Annotated in this window: 22 protein-coding genes; 4 read left to right on the forward strand and 18 right to left on the reverse strand. The window is 68.0% G+C overall.

Going from position 1 to position 21,109, the window contains the following annotated elements:
* Positions 1-20: 20 nt before the first annotated feature.
* The 3 genes from LGM89_RS13505 to LGM89_RS13515 all read left to right on the forward strand — a co-directional run bounded on the left by LGM89_RS13505 (position 21) and on the right by LGM89_RS13515 (position 3,534).
* On the forward strand, positions 21-983 hold the full coding sequence (locus tag LGM89_RS13505) for a LysR family transcriptional regulator (protein ID WP_226206754.1): 963 nt from the start codon (positions 21-23) through the stop codon (positions 981-983).
* 71 nt (positions 984-1,054) lie between these two features.
* A complete protein-coding gene (gene ggt, locus LGM89_RS13510) occupies positions 1,055-2,932 on the forward strand; it encodes a gamma-glutamyltransferase (RefSeq protein WP_226273195.1) in 1,878 nt (625 codons plus the stop codon).
* A 5-nt stretch (positions 2,933-2,937) separates the two neighbouring features.
* Complete coding sequence (locus LGM89_RS13515) at positions 2,938-3,534, forward strand: hypothetical protein (RefSeq protein ID WP_089495703.1); 597 nt, start codon at positions 2,938-2,940, stop codon at positions 3,532-3,534.
* 15 nt (positions 3,535-3,549) lie between these two features.
* On the opposite strand, the gene LGM89_RS13520 is transcribed toward LGM89_RS13515, so the two are convergent.
* The 8 genes from LGM89_RS13520 to LGM89_RS13555 form a co-directional block, all read right to left on the reverse strand.
* Complete coding sequence (locus LGM89_RS13520; RefSeq protein ID WP_089495704.1) at positions 3,550-4,512, reverse strand: ABC transporter permease subunit; 963 nt, start codon at positions 4,510-4,512, stop codon at positions 3,550-3,552.
* A complete protein-coding gene (locus LGM89_RS13525; RefSeq protein WP_089495705.1) occupies positions 4,512-5,309 on the reverse strand; it encodes a taurine ABC transporter ATP-binding protein in 798 nt (265 codons plus the stop codon). The genes LGM89_RS13520 and LGM89_RS13525 overlap by 1 nt, the downstream gene beginning before the upstream one ends.
* A gap of 26 nt (positions 5,310-5,335) precedes the next feature.
* The gene (tauA, locus tag LGM89_RS13530) at positions 5,336-6,352 is read right to left on the reverse strand and encodes a taurine ABC transporter substrate-binding protein (RefSeq protein ID WP_089495706.1); all 1,017 of its coding nucleotides are present in this window, start codon (positions 6,350-6,352) and stop codon (positions 5,336-5,338) included.
* A gap of 182 nt (positions 6,353-6,534) precedes the next feature.
* Positions 6,535-7,860: a type II toxin-antitoxin system HipA family toxin gene (locus LGM89_RS13535; RefSeq protein WP_226273196.1), complete on the reverse strand. Its 1,326-nt coding sequence runs from the start codon at positions 7,858-7,860 to the stop codon at positions 6,535-6,537.
* Positions 7,861-7,867: 7 nt separating this feature from the next.
* Positions 7,868-8,236 (reverse strand): helix-turn-helix domain-containing protein, encoded by a 369-nt coding sequence (locus LGM89_RS13540; protein ID WP_089495897.1) that lies wholly within the window; start codon positions 8,234-8,236, stop codon positions 7,868-7,870.
* A gap of 334 nt (positions 8,237-8,570) precedes the next feature.
* Positions 8,571-9,563: a lipoyl synthase gene (gene lipA / locus LGM89_RS13545; RefSeq protein WP_039346279.1), complete on the reverse strand. Its 993-nt coding sequence runs from the start codon at positions 9,561-9,563 to the stop codon at positions 8,571-8,573.
* Complete coding sequence (gene lipB / locus LGM89_RS13550; protein ID WP_089495708.1) at positions 9,556-10,314, reverse strand: lipoyl(octanoyl) transferase LipB; 759 nt, start codon at positions 10,312-10,314, stop codon at positions 9,556-9,558. The genes lipA and lipB overlap by 8 nt, the downstream gene beginning before the upstream one ends.
* 84 nt (positions 10,315-10,398) lie before the next feature.
* Positions 10,399-10,725 (reverse strand): DUF2917 domain-containing protein, encoded by a 327-nt coding sequence (locus tag LGM89_RS13555; protein ID WP_089426664.1) that lies wholly within the window; start codon positions 10,723-10,725, stop codon positions 10,399-10,401.
* A 102-nt stretch (positions 10,726-10,827) separates the two neighbouring features.
* Here LGM89_RS13555 and LGM89_RS13560 point away from each other — a divergent pair, with 102 nt between their 5' ends.
* Positions 10,828-11,814: a transcriptional regulator GcvA gene (locus tag LGM89_RS13560; RefSeq protein ID WP_089441104.1), complete on the forward strand. Its 987-nt coding sequence runs from the start codon at positions 10,828-10,830 to the stop codon at positions 11,812-11,814.
* Here LGM89_RS13560 and LGM89_RS13565 read toward each other — a convergent pair.
* From LGM89_RS13565 to LGM89_RS13610, 10 genes are all read right to left on the reverse strand, one after another.
* A complete protein-coding gene (locus LGM89_RS13565; protein WP_011353335.1) occupies positions 11,798-12,106 on the reverse strand; it encodes a YbeD family protein in 309 nt (102 codons plus the stop codon). The two genes, LGM89_RS13560 and LGM89_RS13565, sit on opposite strands and share 17 nt — an antisense overlap.
* Complete coding sequence (locus LGM89_RS13570) at positions 12,106-13,032, reverse strand: D-amino acid aminotransferase (protein ID WP_226273197.1); 927 nt, start codon at positions 13,030-13,032, stop codon at positions 12,106-12,108. The genes LGM89_RS13565 and LGM89_RS13570 overlap by 1 nt, the downstream gene beginning before the upstream one ends.
* A gap of 48 nt (positions 13,033-13,080) precedes the next feature.
* Positions 13,081-14,394, reverse strand: coding sequence for a D-alanyl-D-alanine carboxypeptidase family protein (locus LGM89_RS13575; RefSeq protein ID WP_089495710.1), 1,314 nt, complete (start codon positions 14,392-14,394; stop codon positions 13,081-13,083).
* A gap of 487 nt (positions 14,395-14,881) precedes the next feature.
* Positions 14,882-15,526 carry an alpha/beta hydrolase gene (locus LGM89_RS13580; protein WP_175236804.1) on the reverse strand — a complete coding sequence of 215 codons (645 nt, stop codon included), beginning with the start codon at positions 15,524-15,526 and terminating at the stop codon, positions 14,882-14,884.
* A 13-nt stretch (positions 15,527-15,539) separates the two neighbouring features.
* A complete protein-coding gene (locus LGM89_RS13585) occupies positions 15,540-15,857 on the reverse strand; it encodes a (2Fe-2S) ferredoxin domain-containing protein (RefSeq protein WP_226273198.1) in 318 nt (105 codons plus the stop codon).
* Positions 15,858-15,996: 139 nt separating this feature from the next.
* The gene (locus tag LGM89_RS13590; RefSeq protein ID WP_226273199.1) at positions 15,997-17,148 is read right to left on the reverse strand and encodes a VanZ family protein; all 1,152 of its coding nucleotides are present in this window, start codon (positions 17,146-17,148) and stop codon (positions 15,997-15,999) included.
* Positions 17,149-17,167: 19 nt separating this feature from the next.
* A complete protein-coding gene (locus tag LGM89_RS13595; RefSeq protein ID WP_089495713.1) occupies positions 17,168-17,791 on the reverse strand; it encodes an ABC-type transport auxiliary lipoprotein family protein in 624 nt (207 codons plus the stop codon).
* A gap of 38 nt (positions 17,792-17,829) precedes the next feature.
* Positions 17,830-18,759: an MlaD family protein gene (locus LGM89_RS13600; RefSeq protein WP_089426421.1), complete on the reverse strand. Its 930-nt coding sequence runs from the start codon at positions 18,757-18,759 to the stop codon at positions 17,830-17,832.
* Between the two features lie 18 nt (positions 18,760-18,777).
* Positions 18,778-19,692 carry an ABC transporter ATP-binding protein gene (locus LGM89_RS13605; RefSeq protein ID WP_089495714.1) on the reverse strand — a complete coding sequence of 305 codons (915 nt, stop codon included), beginning with the start codon at positions 19,690-19,692 and terminating at the stop codon, positions 18,778-18,780.
* Positions 19,689-20,924, reverse strand: coding sequence for an MlaE family ABC transporter permease (locus tag LGM89_RS13610; protein WP_306427110.1), 1,236 nt, complete (start codon positions 20,922-20,924; stop codon positions 19,689-19,691). The genes LGM89_RS13605 and LGM89_RS13610 overlap by 4 nt, the downstream gene beginning before the upstream one ends.
* Positions 20,925-21,109: the final 185 nt, after the last annotated feature.

Here is a 21,109-nt window from a genome sequence, read left to right on the forward strand (position 1 = left end):
CGGATCAGGAGACGCGACGCATGGATCTGAACGCGCTGACGCTGCTCGTCGAGATCCTCGACGCCGGCAATCTCAGCAAGGCCGCGCAGCGGCTCAAGATGAGCCGCGCGAACGTCAGCTACCGGCTGAACCAGCTCGAGCGCTCGATCGGCCAGCAGCTCGTGCGGCGCACGACGCGGCGCATCGAGCCGACCGAGATCGGGCTGAAGCTGTACGAGCACGGCCGGCGCATCCGCAACGAACTGCTCGCCGCGCAGGAATCGGTGACGACGCTCGGCCAGGACCTGCAGGGCCGCGTGCGGCTGTCGGTGCCGAGCGGCTACGGGCAGATGGTGATGTCCGACTGGCTGCTCGCGTTCAAGCGGCTGCACCCGGGCATCGTGCTCGACGTCGTGTTCGAGAACCGCGTGGAAGACCTGATGCGCGACGAGATCGACATCGCGGTGCGCGTGATGCCGGAGCCGCCGCAGAACCTCGTCGCGCGCGACATGGGCGCGGTGCGCTACGTCGCGTGCGCGTCCGCCTCATTCGCGACCGAGCACGGGATGCCGGCGAGCCTCGGCGCGTTGTCGGCCGCCCCGGTCGTCACCGCGACGGTGATGGGGCGGCAGCTCCGGATCGCCGCGTATCTGGGCGACGAGCGCCACGAGGTGCTGCTCGAGCCCACGCTGGTTTCGGAGAACTTCCTGTTCCTGCGGCAGGCGATCCTCGGCGGGATCGGCGTCGGCATCGTGCCCGACTACGTGGTACAGGACGACATCCGGCGCGGCACGGTCGTCACGTCGCTCGACGCGTACCGGCTCAGCATCTTCGGCACGCACATGTACATGCTCTACATGCCGAACCGGCACCACACGCGCGCGACGTCGACGTTCATAGAGTTCATCCTCGAACAGGCCGGAAAGACCGGCCGGGGCGGGCCCGGCGCGATGCGTCAGGGTTTCCTGTCGGGTGACAAGCCGCCGGGCGCGCGGCGACAATAGCGCGCCGGGGCGGGCAGCCGCGTTGCGCCGGCACTGTCGCCTCCTTCGAATTCACTGCTGCCGAGGGTTCAATGTTCGACCGGATTCGTCCGCATTCGCGCTCCTGGACGCTGCTCGCCGCCGTCGCGCTCGTCGCGTTCAACGCCGGCTGCACGTCCCCGTCCACGCCGCCGTCGGGCGCGGTGGTGCCCGTCGCCGCCGCCTCGGGCGCCGCCGTGCCGCTGCCCGGCTTCCACGCGCCCGAGCTGTCGTCCGGCTGGACCGACAAGCCCGGCTGGACCTCGCAGCACTTCATGATCGCGGCTGCGAACCCGCTCGCGACGCAGGCCGGCTACGAGATGCTGAAAGCGGGCGGCACCGCGATCGACGCGGCGATCGCCACGCAGATGGTGCTCGCGCTCGTCGAGCCGCAATCGTCGGGGATCGGCGGCGGCGCGTTCCTGCTGTACTTCGACGGCAAGGCAACGCAGGCCTACGACGGCCGCGAAACCGCGCCGGCCGCCGCGACCGACCGCCTGTTCTACGGGCCGACCGGCCAGCCGATGAGCTTCTACGAAGGTGTCGTCGGCGGACGCTCGGTCGGCACGCCGGGCGTGCTGCGCATGCTCGACGCCGCGCATCGCGCGCACGGCAAGCTGTCGTGGCGCCGGCTGTTCCAGCCGGCGATCCGGCTCGCCGAGCACGGCTTTACGATCAGCCCGCGGCTCGCGACGCTGATCGCCAACGACCGATACCTGAAGAACGACCCGGCCGCGCGCGCGTACTTCTACAACCCGGACGGCACGCCGAAGGCGGCCGGCACGGTGCTGAAGAACCCCGCGCTCGCGACCGTGCTGCGCCAGGTCGCCGACCGCGGCGCGAACGCGTTCTACAGCGGCGCGATCGCGCGCGACATCGTCACGAAGGTGCGCAAGCACCCGACCAACCCGGGCCTGCTGTCGCTGCAGGATCTCGCGCGCTACAAGGCGAAGGTGCGCGCGCCGCTGTGCGCCGACTACCGGCGCTCGGTCGTGTGCGGGATGCCGCCGCCGTCGTCGGGCGGCCTCGCGATCGCGCAGATGCTCGGCATCCTCGAAGCGATGCCCGACTGGCAGCAGATCGGCGCGCAGAAGCCGGTGCGCAACGACGTCGGCTACGAGCCGACGCCGTTCGCCGCGCACCTGTTCAGCGAAGCCGGGCGCCTCGCGTATGCGGACCGCGCGCGCTACGTCGCCGATCCCGATTTCGTGCCGCTGCCCGGTGGCAGCTGGGCGAGCCTCACCGACAAGACCTATCTCGCGCAGCGCGCGCACCTGATCGGCGACAGCAGCATGGGCGTGGCCCAAGCCGGCACGCCGCAGGGCGCGACGCTCGCGATGGCCGACGACCGCAGCCCCGAGCTGCCGTCGACGTCCGACATCGCGATCGTCGACCGCTACGGCCAGGCGCTGTCGATGACAACGAGCATCGAGGACGCGTTCGGTTCGCGGCTGATGGTGCGCGGCTTCATGCTGAACAACCAGCTCACCGATTTTTCGTTCGTGTCGAACGACAACGGCCGGCCGGTCGCGAACCGCGTGCAGGCCGGCAAGCGGCCGCGCTCGGCGATGTCGCCGGAGCTGGTGTTCGACAAGAAGACGAAGCAGGTGACGATGATCGTCGGCTCGGCCGGCGGCCCCGCGATCATCAACCACGTCGCGAAGACGCTGGTGGGCGTGCTCGACTGGGGGATGACGATGCAGCAGGCGATCGCGCTGCCGAACTTCGGGTCGATGAACGGGCCGACGCAGCTTGAACGCGGCCGCGTGTCGGAAGCGCTCGCCGACGGGCTGAAGGGCCGCGGGCACGACGTGCAGGTCGTCGAGATGAACTCGGGGCTGCAGGGGATCCAGCGGCTGAACGTGCAGGGGCAGACAGTGTGGTTCGGCGGCGCGGATCCGCGGCGGGAAGGCGCGGCGATGGGGGATTGAGGGCGATGAGCGACAACTTCACGTGGCTGATCGACCCAGCGGTCTCACTCGATGCGGCGCCCGCGCAAGCGCAGAGAATGATCGCTTGGCTGCAGGCGGCAGGCATCGTCGGCACGGCGACGCGCGTCGGTGACCTGTATCGCGAATGGGGCAAGACCTGGGGGCTCAAGGAAAGCCATCTGACGGCCATCGACCGAACCGGTTACCCACCCGGCCCGCATCATGCGAACGCCTGCGACGCGCGCGCGAATTTGCCGCCGTCAATCCCGAACTGGCTGGAGGTCGCCGTGGAGCGCCGCATCTTCGATGCCGGGGGGAACGGCCTCGAAATTTTCTGCCGGGCGTGCAACGCGGAGCAGACCGCACTCGGCGACGCATGGGGTGATGCATTTTCCGACTGGTTCAAGGGTGACGATGCGGCTCCGCTCGTATGCGGCGCGTGCGGACATCGGCAGGCCGTGACGCAGTGGCGCTACGACCCGCCGTGGGCCTTCGGCAATCTCGGCTTCAATTTCCAGAACTGGCTGCTGAGCGATGCGTTCATCGCCGAATTCACCGCCGCGTATGGCCAGCCGCTGGCGGTCGTGCACCAGCACATCTGAGCACTGCGCACTGCGTCAACCACGCCCCTTCCACGGCACGATCCGCCGCTCGACCCACCGCATCGCGAGATCGAACAGCCACGCGATCGCGCCGATGATCAGGATCCCCATCACGACGATGTCGGTGCGCAGGAAGCTCGACGCGTTGAGCACCATCTGCCCGAGCCCGGCCGTCGCGGCCACCATCTCGGCCGCGACGAGCGTCGTCCAGCCGAAGCCGATCGCGATCCGCAGCCCGGTGAGGATTTCCGGCAGCGCGGCCGGCAGCACCACATGCCGCACGATCTGCGCGAAGCTGCCGCCGAGCGAATACGCGGCGTTGATCTGCTCGACCGTCGCAGCACGCACGCCGGCGCGCGCGGCCATCGCGATCGGCGCGAAGCACGCGAGGAAGATCACGACGAGCTTCGCCGTTTCGTCGATGCCGAACCAGATCACGACGAGCGGCAGGTACGCGAGCGGCGGCAGCGGCCGGTAGAACTCCAGCAGCGGATCGAGCACGCCGCGCGCGACGCGGCTCACGCCCATCAGGATGCCGGCTGGCACGCCGATCGCGGTCGCGAGCAGGAACGCGCCGAACACGCGCGCCGCACTCCACAGCAGGTGCTCGGACAACGGCAGCCCACCCTGAATGCGACCATGCCAGGCATCGACGAACGCCGTCCACACGGCTTCCGGCGCGGGCAGGAACAGCGGCGGCAGCCACTGGCGATGCGTGGCGACCCACCACAGCACGGCCAGCACCGCGACCGTCGCCGTGCTCAAGGCCGCTGTCTTCCCCTCCCCCGGCAACCGGTAGCGGCGCGACGACGGCGCACGGCGCTCCGTCGCTCGAGCCTGCGTGCGATCGCCCTGCTCGACACCTGCGGCCGTTCCGTCGGCCGTCCACGAATCCTGCGTGCTCATGCTGTCCTGCCTGTGCAAAGTGCTGATCCGACCGCGTCCGACCGACGCGCCCTGTCGCGCGAGTTCGTGCATCACGCGGCCGCCTCGGCCGCTTCGTCGCGATGCAGGTACGCGATCAGCCGCTCGCGCCACGCGATGAAATCCGGTGACGACTTCACCGCGCGCGCATCGCGCGATTCGACGTAACGGCGCGCGAACGGCAATTCGAAGGTTTCCGCGATCCGGCCGGGGCCGGGCGTCATCACGACGAGGCGCGTCGCGAGGAACAGCGCCTCCTCGACATCGTGCGTGATGAAGAACACCGTCTTGCCGGTGCGCGCCCATACGTCGAGCACGAGCGCCTGCATCGTGCCGCGCGTCATCGCGTCGAGCGCGCCCATCGGCTCGTCCATCAGCAGCACGCGCGGGTCGCTCGCGAGCGCACGCGCGATGCCGACACGCTGCTGCATCCCGCCCGACAGCTCGTACACGCGCGCATGTGCATGAGCGTCGAGCCCGACGAGCGCGAGCATCTCCCGCGCCCGCGCTTCGCGTTCGGCTTTCGACACGCGCGCGAAGCGCAGCCCGAGCGCGACGTTGTCGAGCACGTCGAGCCACGGCAGCAGCGCGTACTTCTGGAACACGACGCCGCGATCGGCGCCGGGGCCCGTGACCGGCACGCCGTCGACGCACACCTCACCGGTGGTCGGCGCGACGAAGCCGGCCATGCAATTCAAGAGCGTCGTCTTCCCGCACCCGGACGCGCCGAGCGCGACGACGAATTCACCGGCATCGATGCGCAGGTCGACGCGCGCGAGCGCCTGTGTCGTCGGCCTGCCGCGCTCGCCCGGATAGGCCACCGATACCTGACGGACTTCCAGCGTGCTCATGCTCAGGGCTCCGCGATGATCGCCGCTTAGCGCGCGGCCTTCTGCACGAACTGCGGATCGACGCCGGCCGAATAGTCGGCGAGCACCGTCTGGATCGTGCCTTGCGATTTGAGGAAGGTGGCCGTCGCCGCCAGCGACTTCGCGGCACCCGATTGCGAACCGCCGCCGAGCCACGTCGGCGACGCCTGCTCGGCCGCGGTCGGGAACGCATAGAGCGCGAGGCTGGCCGGCACGTCCTGCGCGTTCGCGCCCGATACCTTCGCGACCGCCGCGACCTGCGGCGAACCGACCTTCCACGCCGCCGCATGCGCGCGATAGTCGGCATCGGCGGCCGCGAGCACCTTCACGAAGCGCGTGACGAACTCGGGATTCTCGCGCGCGAACTTGCGGCTCACGACGAAGCCGTCGAAGGTCGCCTTGCCACTTTCTTTCGCAACCTGGCCGGACGTCGTCAGCACGGTGCCCGACTGCTTGACCTTCGCGAGCACCGGATCCCAGATGTAGGTCGCGTCGATATCGCCGCGTGCCCACGCCGCCGCGACTTCGGGCGGACGCAGGTTGACGATCTTCACGTCGTTCGGATTGACGCCCGCGGCCTGCAGCGCGACGAGCGTGTGGAAATGCGACGTCGACACGAACGGCACGCCGATCTTCTTGCCCTTCAGCGATGCGACGTTCGTCACGCCCGAGCCGTTGCGCGCGACGAGCGCCTCGGCGTCGTTGATGTTGTCGAGCACCCAGAACAGCGAGATGTCGAGCCCCTGCGACAGCCCGGCCGCGATCGGGCTCGAGCCGGCTTCGCCGAGCTGCACGGAGCCCGACGCGAGCGCGCGGATCACGTCGGCGCCGCTGTCGAGCTTGCGGAACGTGACCTTGTAGCCGGTCGCCTTTTCGACTTCACCGCTCGCCTGCGCATAGCGCCACGGCACCACCATGTCCTGGTACGCGATCACGACTTCGCGCGTTTCGGCGTGCGCCGCGCCGAGCGCGGCAAAGGCGGTCAGCGCGACGACGGCGCGGCGGATGAAGCTGAAACGGGACATGCGGCTCTCCTTCGGAATGCGGGCATTGCTGCGGGAGAGCCGACTATAGGAGCTTTGCGCGCGGCGGGAGCGAACTTATCCTGCGAAGCTATCGATGCCGTTTCAGCTTTGCTTTCCATGCTCGACCGGATTACGCGTCCGGTCGGGTGGCGATTGTCGTGCGGGGACGCGGAACGCGTGTGTCAGCGTTCGCGGGTCGCGGGTCGCACTGGCCGGCCGAGATACCTGCGCGCTAGCTCGGTCTGCGGGTGCTCGAACGCGTCCTCTAGATCGTCGAGTTCCCGTACCGTCAAACCGATATCCGCCAATTGACCGACGCGCCGCCAACTCTGAACGGCATCGAACACGCCGCCCAGCACGTCAAGCGCCTGTTCGCGCGTCAACGAAAAATGACTGCATGCATCGAGCAGCATGCCAATCGAATCGATCGGACCCGTATCCTCGGTGAGCCACGTCTTCGATTCGCGCAACTTGCCGGGCATCGGATTGACGTCGAAAGCCGGTGCCAACCGCCATCGTCGATTGCCGTCGTAAAGGAAGCCGAGATTCTGCAGATGGTCGTCAGTGTTCGTGATAAGGAGGTTGAACACGAGACGCCGCCAGAGCTCGCGCGCATCATCGAGCGGCCGGGCGCCATGCTGGCGCATCGCATCGACGATCTCCGTATAGGCGTGCTCATCGTCACGGGACGCCTGCAGCATCGACGCGGCTGACAGATACGGAATACGAAGATCGTCGCCGGTGCGGTCGAACCGTTCGATGAGCGCAACGGGCGTCTCGCCCACCATCACGCATCGCGCGCCCGCCGCATCGATACCGGCCATGCGAGCAAGACGCAGTGCCAGCACCTCGGCTCGCGTGACGTTGATCGTGTCCCCGATGCTGGGAAACTTGCCGATGGCGAGCCTGCCGTTCTCGTCCAGCACCGTGCATTTCGGACGCATACCACCCAGCGACGTACCCTTGCCCTGCAGATAGCTCAGATCGGCGGCCGTGTCGGTGCCCGCCTCGAGCGCGCGCGTGGCATCGGCGATCCGCTCGAGTTCGATGAAAGGTGGCGTGGTCCGCCGCCCGCCCTCCTCGGTCCGCAAATACCGGCCCGAACGACACAGCCTCAGCGCACCAACCCGGCTGAAGTCATCGACCGCACACAAATAATCCAGCTCGTTGAGTGGCCTGAGGTCGGGCTGGGTTCGACGCAGCTTGGCGTGCGCCCGATCGATGACGCGTCTCCCCCATGCATCGGGCTCCGTATCGGCGAGCGCGACGTGAAAGACCGAATCCACCGCGCGCGGTGCGCGGCGGGTCTGATAGCCAGCGTGCAGCGGCAGATCCGGCGATATCTCGAAGCGATCGGGATGCGTCAACCAGCGCTCGTCATAGACGAACTGGGACAATTCGCGCCGCCCTTGACTCACATAGAGTAAGCGCCCGACCGGCAACCCGGCCGTGCCGATGTGCAAGTCCAGTGCGTCGCTGACATCCGGTTTGATCGCTTTACCGTTCATTCGCTGCTCAAAATGCGTGGGGGCTCTTCTTGGGCGTGCGAACCCGTTGGGGCAGTTGCTCGTCCATCAGCGCGAGCCCGACGTCGTCCTGTGCACTGTCGAGCAGATCGCTCAGCCGGTCGAGTTCACCGAACACCTGAAGCACGCGCGCAAGCACATGCAGTTGCATGCGCGGATCACCGGCCTCCAGTCGCTTGATCGTGCTGAGTCCTGCTCCGACACGCTCGGCCAACGCCTGCTGCGTCAACCCTCGCCGACGCCGGCCACGATTGATGTCGCCACCCAGTTTCTTGAGCGTACGCTGCGCGATGACAGGCAAAGGTCGCTCAACCTTACGGTTCTCAACCGAGCCTTTATCCGACTTAATGGTTTCCATGAGACCCATTATAAGTCGACACAGCAGGATCTCAAGGCGAGCACCCCTTAAGAGCCCCAACGAGAACCATTAACCCGTATAACAGCTCTCATTGGATACCTTAAAGGGCATTCATTGATGGGCAATGCGCTACTGCACCCAACGCGGGCACCGTTAACAGCGCGACTCTGACGTGTCGCGTAGTCCAACACTTCGTCGTCGCATACATCATCGACGGCACCCTACCGGCACACAATTCGGCCGTTTGGCCACGCTCCGCGTCCGCATCAACAAAAAAGCCCGCATCGCTGCGGGCTTCTTTGGGTTTCGCCGGAAGACGGCAAAGCAACGGCGCTCAGACCACCCCGGCCCCATGCGCCTGCAGATCGGCGTGATAGCTCGAGCGCACCATCGCGCCGACGGCCGCGTGCGTGAAGCCCATCTTGTAAGCCTCTTCCTCGTACATCTTGAAGGTATCCGGATGCACGTACGCCCGCACCGGCAGGTGGTGCTCGGACGGCTGCAGGTACTGGCCGATCGTCAGCATGTCGACGTCGTGCGCGCGCAGGTCGCGCATCACCTGCAGGATTTCCTCTTCGGTTTCGCCAAGGCCGACCATCAGGCCCGACTTCGTCGCGACGTCCGGATGCAGCGCCTTGAAGTCCTTCAGCAGCTTCAGCGAGTGCGCGTAGTCCGAACCCGGGCGCGCTTCCTTGTACAGGCGCGGCACCGTTTCGAGGTTGTGGTTCATCACGTCCGGCGGCGCGGCGTTCAGGATCGAGATCGCACGGTCGAGACGGCCGCGGAAGTCCGGCGTCAGGATTTCGATGCGCGTTTCCGGCGACTGCTCGCGCACTTCGCGGATGCACTCGACGAAGTGGCCCGCGCCGCCGTCGCGCAGGTCGTCGCGGTCGACGCTCGTGATCACCACGTACTTGAGCTTCAGCGCGCCGATCGTGCGCGCGAGGTTCTTCGGCTCGTCCGGATCCAGCGGATCGGGGCGGCCGTGGCCGACGTCGCAGAACGGGCAGCGGCGCGTGCACTTGTCGCCCATGATCATGAACGTCGCGGTGCCCTTGCCGAAGCATTCGCCGATGTTCGGGCAGCTCGCTTCCTCGCACACCGTATGCAGGTTGTGCTCGCGCAGGATCGTCTTGATCTCGTTGAAGCGCGAGCTGCCGGTGGCCGCCTTCACGCGGATCCACTCGGGCTTCTTCAGCTTCTCGATCGGAATGACCTTGATCGGGATGCGCGCCGTCTTCGCCTGCGCCTTCTGCTTGGCGGTCGGATCGTAGGCAGGGGTCGCGGCCGAATCGGCCGGTGCGGGGGAAGCGGTAACGTCAGTCATTCGAATGTTGTTCCAGTGCCTGCGGCTTGTCGGCGGCCGCGGATGCGCCGTCGAGGTTGGCGATCAGACGGCGCACCAGCGTGTGGGCGACGTCGTTCCAGTCGGCGGCAACCTCGAGGCTCGCCATGTCGACAGTTTCCAGTCCGGCATAGCCGCACGGGTTGATCGCAAGAAACGGGCGCAGATCCATCTTCACGTTCAGGCTCAGCCCGTGATAGCTGCAGCCGTTGCGGATCTTCAGGCCGAGGGCCGCGATTTTCGCGCCTTCGTGCACGCCGGACGCCACGTAGATCCCGGGCGCGCCCGCCTTGCGGACCGAAGCGAGATTATACGCCGCGAGGGTTTCGATCACGGCCTCCTCGATCTTCGTCACCAGCGTGCGCACCATCAGCTTGCGCCGACGCAGGTCCAGCAGCAGGTACGCAACGATCTGGCCGGGGCCGTGGTAAGTGATTTGGCCGCCGCGGTCGACCTTCACGAGCGGCACGCCGCTGTCGGCCACCAGCAGGTGGGCCGGGTCGCCGGCCTGGCCGAGCGTGTAGACGGGCGGGTGCTCGACCAGCCAGATCTCGTCGCCGGTGTCGGCGGTGCGCGTGTCGGTGAACGCGCGCATCGCGTCGAAGCTCGCCTCGTAGGTCTCGACGCCCCGCCACCGCACGGTGACCGGCGGGGCCGGCTGATCCGGGGATCCGGTGGGCGATGCGGAAACGGCAACAGGCGTGGACACGATGGAAACCGGCGAAACGGACATGGGCGGTAGTTTACCGAAAACCCGTGGGTCTCGCCGGCCTGGGGAGGGGGACGGATCGCCGGTATCCGTCGGAGGAAATGATGGTCAGACGGTGCGCCATCCGTCATGGAGCAGCGCGGACAGCCGTTCACGCAGCCGTGCCAGCCCGCCGAGCGCGACTTCCCGGGGCGGCCGCGACACCGAGAACGCCACGCGCGTGCCCTCCCGGCCCTCCGCGCTGAGCCACAGCCGCTCGCCGCGGCGCAGCTTCAGCGTTTCGCCGTCGACCAGGAAGTAGTCGTTGACGTCGTTGCTGCGCGTTGCCCACACCGGCCCGCTCTGGACGATCAGCCGCGTGCTGCGTTGTACCTTCATCGGCACGGTTTCGCCCGCGGGGATTTCGAACGTGATGCTTGAAGAAATTTCTTGCATGATCGACTCCGCCAAAAAGTGCTTCGATGGCTACAATCGTAGTCACTCCAAGGCGTCAGACAAAACGACCAATTTTCACGTCGATGTGAGGAAAATTAGCAAATGGACCTCCGCCAGCTACCTGCGCTGAACGCGATTCGTGCGTTCGAAGCCGCCGCCCGTCACGAGAATTTCTCGCGCGCCGCCGACGAGCTGTTCGTCACGCACGGCGCGGTGAGCCACCAGGTACGCGCACTCGAGGAAGAACTCGGCGTGCAGCTGTTCACGCGCAACGGCAAGCGGCTGTGCCTGACCGACGCCGGCATGCGCTACGCGCAGCAGATCCGCACCGCGCTGATGGTGATCGCCGATGCGACCCGCGACGTGCGCGCGAGCGACCGCGACCGGCGGCTCGTGGTGTCGATGCTGTCGTCGTTCGCCGCGCGCTTCATCACGCCGCGCATCGGCACGTTCATCGAGCGGCATCCGGAAATCGACGTCGAGCTGCAGTCCACCAACTCGCTCACCGATTTCGCGCGCGACGACGTCGACATCGCGATCCGCTTCGGTCAAGGCAACTATCCGGGGCTCCATGTCGAGCCGCTGTTCGACGAGGTGTTCTTTCCGGCGTGCGCGCCGACGCTGAACGGCGGCAAGCTGCCGCAAACGCCCGCCGATCTCGTGCACTACAACCTGCTGCGCTCGGACGACGAGCTGTGGCGGCCGTGGTTCGACGCGGCCGGGCTCAAGACGCTGACCGAGCCGAAACGGGGGATTCTGTACCAGGATTCGTCGAACCTGCTGCTGGCCGCGATCGACGGCCAGGGCATCGCGCTCGTGCGCCGCTCGCTCGCGGTGCACGACCTGCTCGACGGGCGCATCGTGCGCCTGTTCGACATCGACGGGCCGAGCCCGTGGCACTATTTTTTCGTGTGTCCGCCGCCGCTCGTGAACACGCCGCGCGTGCAGGCGTTCAGGACCTGGCTGCTTCAGGAAGTCGCCGAATACAAGCGGCTGTGCGACGAGCTGGACGCGCGGCGCGCGGCGGGGAAGACCCCCGCCGAGTGCGCGCAGGAAGGAGGATGGAAGGCGCTTAGAGTACGACCTTGACCATCGGATGGCCGGTCAGTGCGCGGTAGATGTTGTCGAGCTGTTCCTGGCTCGTCGCCCGCACGGTGATCGTGAGGCCCGTGTAATTACCGCCGCTCGACGCGCGCTCCTCGATCTTCTCGACATCGATCTCGTTGTCGTGAACGGCGACGACCTTGAAGATCGTGTCCTTGAACTCGGGGTGCGCCTTGCCCATGATCTTGATCGGGAAATCGCACGGGAACTCCAGCAGCGACTCCTTCCGGGTATCGATCGCGCCGGTCACCTCGATGGTTTTGGTCGGTTCGCTCATCATTTGCTCCGGGTTAGGTCAAACTGTTCAAACTCGCGCGCTTTCGCGCGCTGGTACGCGTCGTACAACGCCGCGAATACGGGGCCCGGCTTGCCGCCATGCACGGGCAGATCGTCGAGCGACGTGACGGGCAGCACTTCCTTCGTGGCCGACGTGATCATGATTTCGTCGGCCGCGCGCAACTCCACTTCGCTGATCTCGCGTGCGACGAACGGGATCTCGCATTCGTCCGCCAGTTCCTCGATCAGCGCGTAGCGGATCCCCTCGAGGATCTTGTTGCTGCGCGGCGGCGCGAGCAGCTCGCCGTTCTTCACGATCCACACGTTCGACGACGAGCCTTCCGTCAGGTTGCCGTCGCGCAGCTGCAGCGTCTCGAACGCATCGCGTTCGGCCGCATGCTGCGCCATCAGCACGTTGCCGAGCAGCGAGATCGACTTGATGTCGCAATGCAGCCAGCGACGATCCTCGGCCGTCACGCAGCGCACGCCCCGCGCGCGCTCTTCGGCGGACGGCAGGCGCAGCGGGCTCGTCATCACGAACACCGTCGGCACCGCGTTCGCCGGGAACGCGTGGCCGCGCTTCGCGACGCCGCGCGTCACTTGCAGGTAGACGAGCGCGTTGCCATCGCCGAGCCCTTCGGCATTCGCCGCGACCACGCGCTCGATCAACGCCCGCCAGCCCGCGTCGTCGTGCGGGCTCGCGATGCCGATCTTCTTCAGGCTGCGCTCGAGCCGTGCCAGATGCTGCTCGATCCGGAACGGCACGTGCGCGCCGTCGTGCGCATAAACGGGGACAACTTCATACACGCCGTCGCCGAAGATGAACCCGCGGTCGAGCACCGGCACACGGGCTTCCGACAGCGGCACCATTTCCTCCTGCGACGAGACGCTGAGGTAGACGATCGGTTCGAATTCGGCTTGGCTCATAGCTATGTCAGATGGGGATGAAGTCGCGAAAACAAAGGCCCGTCGTGCTTACTTCTTCTTGCTGAACATCAGCAGGATCGAGTCCCAGATACGCCCGAAGATACCCGCTTCCGGCACGGCCTGCAGCGCGACGACCGGGAATTCCGACAGCGTCTTGCCGTCGGCGACGATCTTCACGGTGCCGACCTGCTGGCCTTCCGCGAGCGGCGCGATCAGCGGCGCGTTGACGTCGACTTCCGTCTTGATCTTGTCACCGAGGCCGCGCGGCACGGTCGCCCACTGGTCGGCCTTCACGCCGACCTGCACGGTGTTGTCCTTGCCCTTGTAGATGCGCGGCGTCGACATCGCCTGGCCGCCCTTGAACAGGCGCACCGAATCGAACGCGCTGTAGCCGTAGTTCAGCATCTTCATGCTGTCCTGCGTGCGCTCGCTTTCCTTCTGCTCGCCCATCATCACCGACACCAGGCGGCGCTGGCCGTCCACGCCCGGGATCGCGCGCTTCGCCGACGCGATCAGGCAGTAGCCGGCCGCTTGCGTATGGCCCGTCTTCAGGCCGTCGACCGTCGGGTCGAGCCACAGCAGGCGGTTGCGGTTGCCCTGGCGGATGTTGTTGTACTTGAATTCCTTCTCCGAGAAGATGCTGTAGTACTGCGGAAAATCGCGGATCAGGTGCGCGGACAGCTTCGCGAGGTCGCCGGCCGTCGTGTAGTGGTTCGGGTCGGGCATGCCGTTCACGTCGGCGAAGTGCGTGCCCTTCATGCCGAGGCGCTGCGCCTCGTCGTTCATCAACGTGACGAACTGCCCTTCGCTGCCGCCGACGAGTTCAGCCAGCGCGATCGCGGCGTCGTTGCCCGACTGGATGATCATCCCGTACACGAGGTCATGCACCGACACCGGCTTGTTCGCCTCGATGAACATGCGCGACTCGTCGCGGCCGACGCGGCGCACGGCTTCGCTCGGCGTGACGATCTGCTCCATCGAGATCTTCTTCTTGTCGAGCGCCTCGAACACGAGGTACGCCGTCATCAGCTTCGTCAGCGACGCGGGCTCGACGCGTTCATCGGCATTGCCCGATGCGAGCACCGTGTTGCTGGTCGCATCGACGAGCACCCACGAGCGCGCATTCACACCCGGCGGCGGCACCGCGCCCGGCATGTAGGTCGCGGGCGCGCCGGTGAACTGCTCGGTGGCGGCCGGCGCCGCATGCGCGGCCTTGGCCTTGGCGGCCGGTTTCGCTTCGGCGACGACGATCGTCGAGGCGAGCGCGACGGGCAGCATCACGCCGAGCGCGACGTTGCGCGCGGCGGTGCCGAAGGCGATGGAGGAAGCGAGGGACTTGAGGCCTTGGGGAGACAGACGCATGATCGATTCAGGCTGATGGCAGAAAGTGCGGTGCGAAACGCGCAGGGTTGAACGGCAAGGCGGCGGGCGTTTCGGGCACTCGCCCGACATCGTCGGGCGGCGCGAAACGCGCCGGTTGGACTCGTGCGGACGCGTTCGGTTCGCGGCCGTCGCGAGCGGGCGGACAGGCGGCGAAACGAGCGCCGCATGGGCCCAGCCGGGCCGCGGGCGACGCGGAATCCGGCCATTATACGTGGGCGCGCAGGGCGTTTTCGCGAACCCGGCGCCGGACAGTTGCACATCCGCATCGAGCGCGGGGTGACGGCAAGCTGCCCGTCATCGCACGCGAAGGGGTGCGAAAGGCATGCGCAGGCGAGGTGGAAGTGAGGTGGCGCCGCACGGTGCGGCGCGATGTCGCGTGGGGGAAAGCGCGCCTCGGGCGAGGACCGGAGGTCATGTGCAAATGGCGAAGCAGGCTGCCGGCGTCATGCCGGCCCCCGCGCACGGGCTAGCGCCATGCGTCGACGATAATGCGCTTCAGCACGTGCAGCTTGCGATGCAGGAAATGCTCGGCGCCGGGGATCACGACGACCGGCAGTTCCTGCGGCCGCGCCCAGTCGTACACGGAAGCGACCGGCACCGTGTCGTCGGTTTCGCCGTGGATCACGAGCGTGTTCTCCGGCACGTCGGCCACCTGCCAGCGGCTCGCGGCCGTGCCGACGAACACCATCCGCTCGATCGTCTCGCCCGCGTCGCGCAGCCGCTTCGCGACGTGCGACAGCACGAAGGTGCCGAACGAGAAGCCCGCGAGCACGAGCGGCAGGTCGGCATACGCGGGCTGCGCGCGCATGTGCGCGAGCACCGCGAGCAGGTCGTCGGCCTCGCCGGTGCCGTTGTCGTGTACGCCTTCGGTCGCGCCGACGCCGCGGAAGTTCGACCGGAACACGACGTAGTTCAACTGCACGAGCGTGCGCGCCAGGGTTTGCGCGACCTTGTTGTCCATCGTGCCGCCGAACAGCGGATGCGGATGCGCGACGAGCGCGATGCCGCGCGGCGCGGCGCCGCTTTCGCGCACGGCGTCGGGGAGGTCGACGGCGATTTCGATCTGCCCGACCGGGCCCGCGATCAGCGACTTCTGCGTATGAACGTTCATTGCGCCGGCCCGCTCAGATCTTCAGGCGGTCGACGACCTTGCCGTCGAGCAGGTGCGATTCGACGATCTCGTCGATGTCGGCCTGGTCGACGTACGTGTACCACGTGCCTTCCGGATACACGACCATCACGGGCCCTTCCTCGCAGCGGTCGAGGCAGCCGGCCTTGTTGATGCGGACCTTGCCGGGCCCCGCGAGGCCGAGCTCCTTCACGCGCTTTTTCGCGTATTCCTGCATGGTCTGCGCGTCGCATTGCGCGCAGCTCGGGCGTTCGGCGCCCGGTTCGCGCTGGTTCAGGCAAAAGAAGACGTGGTGCTGGTAGTAGGAATCCATGATGGTGACGAGCGGCCCGGCGCGAGGCCGTGCGGAAAGAGGAGCGGTTGCCGCTGCGCGGGGCAACGGAGGAGACGATTATAGCGAGCGGCACGTGTCGCTGCCCGCGACAGCACTGCGGCCGTGCTGCGCCCCCGCGTCAGCGGCGCAGCACGGCCGGCAGCCACGCATGCTCGACGCGTTGGCCGAGCCAGATCAGCGCCGCGTAGGGCCAGATCCACGCGAGCCAGCGCGCGAGGCTGTTGAAGTGCACGTAGCGGCCCTGCCGCCAGCCCGACAGCGTGAAATCGAAGAACGGATTGACCGGCAGCAGGTTCACGAGCGCCACGCCGGCCAGCAGCGCGAGCGCCGCCAGCGTCGCGCGCCAGGTCGCCGGCACGTGCAGCGCGATGAGCGCGGCCGCGAACCCGAGCTCGATCCCGAGCCGCGCGCCGGGCGTCGCCCAGACGACGACGAGGCCGGTGGCCGACTGCATGAAGGTCGCGGCCGCCTTCAGCACGAGCGTCGCGACGACGAGCGCGACCAAGAGCCGGATGCGCGGCGCGCGCGGCCGCATCGCGAGCGACGCGATCGTCAGCGCGGCGAACAGCATCAACCCGCCGAGCGCGGCTTCCCAGCCGGAGTCGGACAGCCAGCCGTCGACGCGCTCCGGCCATTCGCCCACGCGCCACGCGGCCGGCAGCCACGCGAGCAGCGCGTCCTGCATCGACACGTCGGCGCGCTCCCACAGCGCGGCCGGCCAGTCGCCGATGCCGAACAGGAATGGCGACGGAAACAGGATCGCGAACGGCCACAGCCCGGCGAGCAGCAGCGGCGTCGCGCCGTCGTCCTCGAACCACGCGAAGCGCAGCCGGCGCAGCGCGCCGCGATCGAGCAGCGCACCGGTGGCCGGCGCGACGAGCGCCGCGCCCAGCAGCGCGCCGAGCGCGTTGGCCGCGAGATCGAGATTCGACGCGACGCGCGTCGGCAGGTAGGTTTGCAGCGCTTCCATCGTGCCCGACAGCAGCACGCCGAGCCCGGCCGCGATCAGCGTCGCGGCCACGCCGCGCCAGCGCGGGTGCAGCGCGAGCACGGCAAGCGCGCCGAATGGCATATAGCCGAGCACGTTCGTGACCACGTCGAATGCGGTCACGTAGCGCTGCATCGGCGCGAACAGGTAGTCGAACGGCCCGATGCCGAGCGACACCCAGCCTGCGAACGGATACAGCGACGCGTAGACGACGAGGGCCGCATAAGCGGCAAAGGCCTGCCGCGCGAGCGGCGATGCGCGAAGGGTGCCGGTCGCGCTCATCGCGGCTGCACGGCACGCGTCACGGCGTGCCCGCGTACGCCTGCATGCCGACCCACGCGGCAATCTGCGACACGAGCTGGTCGCTCGCCGTCGCGAGCGCGCGGGCGCCGCCCGCCGCGTCCGGCGTGCTGGACGGCGCGCGTGCCACGAACGTGCGCTGGCCGAGCACCTTGCCGTCCAGCATCAGCGTCGCGCGCGCGGTGACGGCGCCGTGGCTCTGCGACTGGCCGTCGAACACCTGTTCGAATTCGTTCAGGTCGACCTTGAGCGTCGGCGCGCGCACGCCGTCGGAGCCTTCGAGCACCGTGCCGCGCGACGACAGCGCGCCGCGCAGCCGCTGCGTGAGCAGTTGCGCGGGCGGCGCGGTCCAGCGGCTGTCGCGATAGACGGCCACGTGCTGCGCGTCCACGTACGCGAGGCGGTACGCGAACTTGTCGGAGTCGAGCGCGTCGGGCGCGGCGACGTCGAGCACCTTCAGCGCGGGGCCCGGGCCCGCGGTCACGACCGACGTGGCCGGCCCGAGGTCATAGCGGACATTCGACAGCACCGCGCCGTTGCCGGCGCAGCCGGCCGCGAGCGACAGCGTCAGCACGGCAAGCGCGGCCGCGGCGGGACGCAGCGCGCGGTCAAGGATTCGTGGCATGGCGTGTTCCTGCATGATGTTTCCGGTTTCGATGGGTGTCACTGCCCGGCCGTCGCACCCGGCCAGACGAAGCCCGGCTCGCCGGGCCCCGGCGCCGCGCCGGGCGAACCGAACAACAGACTGCGCGGATTGCGGCCAAGTTCACCGGCCACGTCCTTCAATTGCCGCGATGCGTCGCCGACGCTGCCGGCGAGCGCGTTGAAACGCGGCAGGGTGTCGTACTGCACGCGCGTGTTGAGACCGTTGAGCGCGACGCTGATCTGCTCGGCGGCCGTGCCGGCCTTGTTCAGGTTCGACACGAGCGGCCCGTTCGGCTGCAGCAGCGTGTTCGCCGACGCCATCGCGCGGTTCACCTCGTGCATCGTTTCCGGCAGCGCGGTCACCGCCGGGCCGAGCTGCTTCGTCAGCGTGGCGGCGCCATCGGCCGCGTGCTGCAGGCTTTCGGCGGTCGCGCGCAACTGCTCGCGCATCTCGGGCGACATCAGCGCATTCGCGCTCTTCGCGGCCAGTTCGAGCTGCCGCAGCAGCACGTCGCCGCGCTCCTGGATCTGGTCGAACAGGCTCGGCCGCATCGGGATCTGCGCGATCGCCTTCGGCGACGACGGCAGCGGCGCCAGGTCGCGGCCCGTGTCCTCGAGCTGCACGAACGCGATGCCCGTCACGCCCTGGAAGCCGAGGCTGCCGTAGGTCGACTGCGTGATCGGCGCGTCGTGATCGACGAGGATCCGGATCCGGATCTGGCCCGGATGCGTGCGGTCGAAGCCGATCGACTGCACCTTGCCGACGTCGAGGCCGCGAAAACGCACGGCCGCGTCCGGGAACAGCCCCGTCACGTTGGTGCGCGCGAGCAGGTCGTACGGCACACGCACGGTGCGATCGACGTTGAACCAGAACACGGTGCCCGCGATCGCGAGCGTCAGCGCGATCGTGAACAGGCCGGCCCAGAACGCATGTGATTTGTTTTCCATTCGCGGATTCCTTCGTGCCTACAGCTCGACGCTCGACAGCGCCGGTTCGAGGGCCGCCTTCGGCAGCTTCGCGCGCCGCTCGGGCGGCAGCGCCTGCAATGCGCGGCGCCCGCGCAGCCCCAGGAAATATTCGTGGATGAACGGATGGTCGACGTTCGCGGCCTCCTCGACCGGCGCGGCGACCAGCACCTTGCGGTCGGCCAGCACCGCGACGCGTGTCGACAGCGCGACCATCGTGTCGAGATCGTGCGTCACCATCACGACGGTCAGCCCGAGCGTGCGGTGCAGCGTCGCGATCAGCTCGACGAATTCGTCCGACGCCTGCGGATCGAGGCCGGCCGTCGGCTCGTCGAGGAACAGCAGTTCAGGCTCGAGCGCGATCGCGCGCGCGATGCCCACCCGCTTGACCATCCCGCCCGACAGCGCGGCCGGCATCTTCGACGCGTGCTTGCACGGCAGCCCGACCATCTCGAGCTTCAGCATCACGATGTCGTGCAGCAGGTCCGGCGGCACGCGGCCGAGCTCGCGCAGCGGCTGCGCGACGTTGTCGAACACCGTCATCGACGAGAACAGTGCGCCCTGCTGGAACAGCATCCCGGAGCGCGTGCGCATCATCCGCGCGCTCGCGTCGTCGATCGTCGCGGTATCTTCGCCGAATACCTTGATCGTGCCCGACGTCGGCCGCTCGAGACCGAGGATCTGCCGCACGAGCGTGGTCTTGCCGGAGCCCGAGCCGCCGACGATCGACACGATCTCACCGCGCCGCACGTCGAAGTCGAGCTTCTGGTGGATGATGTTGCGCCCGTAGCGCTTGGTCAGATTGCGCACCTCGATCACGAGGTCGCCGCCGTCGGCCGCCGCGGCCGGCCCGTTGCCGACCGACCCGGCGCCGATGGCCGCGGCGTGTGCGGTCGTTTCGTTCGATGCGTTCATCCGAGCCCCACGTTCTGGAACAGGATCGCGAACACCGCGTCGGCGAGGATCACGACCGTGATCGACGTCACGACCGACGTGGTCGTGCCTTCGCCGAGGCTCTGCGAATTCGCCTTGATCCGGAAGCCGAAATGGCAGGCGACCAGCGCGATCAGCATGCCGAACACGACGCCCTTGCCGACCCCGATGTACAGGTTCGCGATCGGCACGACGCCCGGCAGCGAGCGCACGAAATAGTTGACGTCGATGCCGAGCACGAGCTTCGCGGCGAGCGCGCCGCCCGTCAGCGCGATGATGTTGGTCCACATCACGAGCAGCGGCATCGCGACGCCGAGCGCGAGCACGCGCGGCAGGATCAGCCGCAGCCCGTGCGGGATGCCCATCACGCGCATCGCGTCGAGCTCCTCGGTCACGCGCATCACGCCGATCTGCGCGGTGATTGCCGAGCCCGAGCGGCCGGCGACGAGAATCGCCGACAGCACCGGGCCGAGCTCGCGGATCACCGACAGCCCGAGGATGTTCACGATGTAGCGGTTCGCGCCGAACATCTGCAGCTGCTGCGCGGACAGGTAGCTGAGCACGATGCCGATCAGGAACGCGACGAGCGCGGTGATCGGCAGCGCCTGCGCGCCGGCGCTGTAGATGTTCGCCGAGGTCTCCTTCCACGGCATCGTCTTCGGGCGACGCAGCACCGACAATGCATCGAGGATCACGAGGCCGAACATCGCGATACCGCCCTTCAGGTGTTCGCCGAACGCGAACAGCATGAAGCCGAAGCGCGTGATCGGGCCGAAGCGCACCACGCGCTCGGGCGCCTCGCGCGCGCTGTCGAGCCGCTCGATGCGCTCGAAGATCGTGCGCTGCGTGGCGCTCAGCGCGACGCCGGCCGGCAGCTTGCGGCCCCACACGCGCCACAGCGCCTGGCCGCCGACATGGTCGAGCCGCTCGATGCCGGACAGATCCCATTCGCTCACGCGCCCGGACGCGATGCTCGCGATACGGCGCGCCACCGCGCCGCGATTGCGTGCCAGCGCGAGCGCGGTCCACTGGCCGGTCAGGCGCACCGTCTGGCCCTGGCCGCCGGCGTCGACCGACAGGCCGGGAGGAGTCTCGAAGTCCAAGGGCGGATTGTTTGCAAAAAGGTGACAGCGGCCATTGTAGCGAACCGCCCGACGACGCGACGTGAGGATTTCCGTCGGGGCGCGCAGCCCGGGCGGCAAGCGTGGGGGCAGCGTAGCTGCGGGCGGCGAGCTCGGCGCGCGCAGCGGGGGCGCCGGGGCGCCGAGCCGGGGGGCCGGCCGGAACCGGCCCGAAGCCGTCGCCGGCCACGGCCCGCTGCCGACGTCGCAACCTTTCATTGTTCCGTCACGATTCCTTTCGATACTCTCACGCGCCGCACATCAGGCCGTCGGCGCCC

The organism is Burkholderia sp. AU31624 (genome assembly GCF_020420065.1).
In the GTDB taxonomy this organism is placed as follows: Bacteria; Pseudomonadota; Gammaproteobacteria; order Burkholderiales; family Burkholderiaceae; genus Burkholderia.

Excerpts from the sequence above, each read along its gene's own strand:
- LGM89_RS13505 (WP_226206754.1), top strand. The coding sequence starts at position 21 with ATGGATCTGAACGCGCTGACGCTGCTCGTCGAGATCCTCGACGCCGGC.
- ggt (WP_226273195.1), top strand. The coding sequence starts at position 1,055 with ATGTTCGACCGGATTCGTCCGCATTCGCGCTCCTGGACGCTGCTCGCC.
- LGM89_RS13515 (WP_089495703.1), top strand. The coding sequence starts at position 2,938 with ATGAGCGACAACTTCACGTGGCTGATCGACCCAGCGGTCTCACTCGAT.
- LGM89_RS13520 (WP_089495704.1), bottom strand. The coding sequence starts at position 4,512 with ATGCACGAACTCGCGCGACAGGGCGCGTCGGTCGGACGCGGTCGGATC.
- LGM89_RS13525 (WP_089495705.1), bottom strand. The coding sequence starts at position 5,309 with ATGAGCACGCTGGAAGTCCGTCAGGTATCGGTGGCCTATCCGGGCGAG.
- tauA (WP_089495706.1), bottom strand. The coding sequence starts at position 6,352 with ATGTCCCGTTTCAGCTTCATCCGCCGCGCCGTCGTCGCGCTGACCGCC.
- LGM89_RS13535 (WP_226273196.1), bottom strand. The coding sequence starts at position 7,860 with ATGAACGGTAAAGCGATCAAACCGGATGTCAGCGACGCACTGGACTTG.
- LGM89_RS13540 (WP_089495897.1), bottom strand. The coding sequence starts at position 8,236 with ATGGAAACCATTAAGTCGGATAAAGGCTCGGTTGAGAACCGTAAGGTT.
- lipA (WP_039346279.1), bottom strand. The coding sequence starts at position 9,563 with ATGACTGACGTTACCGCTTCCCCCGCACCGGCCGATTCGGCCGCGACC.
- lipB (WP_089495708.1), bottom strand. The coding sequence starts at position 10,314 with ATGTCCGTTTCGCCGGTTTCCATCGTGTCCACGCCTGTTGCCGTTTCC.
- LGM89_RS13555 (WP_089426664.1), bottom strand. The coding sequence starts at position 10,725 with ATGCAAGAAATTTCTTCAAGCATCACGTTCGAAATCCCCGCGGGCGAA.
- LGM89_RS13560 (WP_089441104.1), top strand. The coding sequence starts at position 10,828 with ATGGACCTCCGCCAGCTACCTGCGCTGAACGCGATTCGTGCGTTCGAA.
- LGM89_RS13565 (WP_011353335.1), bottom strand. The coding sequence starts at position 12,106 with ATGAGCGAACCGACCAAAACCATCGAGGTGACCGGCGCGATCGATACC.
- LGM89_RS13570 (WP_226273197.1), bottom strand. The coding sequence starts at position 13,032 with ATGAGCCAAGCCGAATTCGAACCGATCGTCTACCTCAGCGTCTCGTCG.
- LGM89_RS13575 (WP_089495710.1), bottom strand. The coding sequence starts at position 14,394 with ATGCGTCTGTCTCCCCAAGGCCTCAAGTCCCTCGCTTCCTCCATCGCC.
- LGM89_RS13580 (WP_175236804.1), bottom strand. The coding sequence starts at position 15,526 with ATGAACGTTCATACGCAGAAGTCGCTGATCGCGGGCCCGGTCGGGCAG.
- LGM89_RS13585 (WP_226273198.1), bottom strand. The coding sequence starts at position 15,857 with ATGGATTCCTACTACCAGCACCACGTCTTCTTTTGCCTGAACCAGCGC.
- LGM89_RS13590 (WP_226273199.1), bottom strand. The coding sequence starts at position 17,148 with ATGAGCGCGACCGGCACCCTTCGCGCATCGCCGCTCGCGCGGCAGGCC.
- LGM89_RS13595 (WP_089495713.1), bottom strand. The coding sequence starts at position 17,791 with ATGCCACGAATCCTTGACCGCGCGCTGCGTCCCGCCGCGGCCGCGCTT.
- LGM89_RS13600 (WP_089426421.1), bottom strand. The coding sequence starts at position 18,759 with ATGGAAAACAAATCACATGCGTTCTGGGCCGGCCTGTTCACGATCGCG.
- LGM89_RS13605 (WP_089495714.1), bottom strand. The coding sequence starts at position 19,692 with ATGAACGCATCGAACGAAACGACCGCACACGCCGCGGCCATCGGCGCC.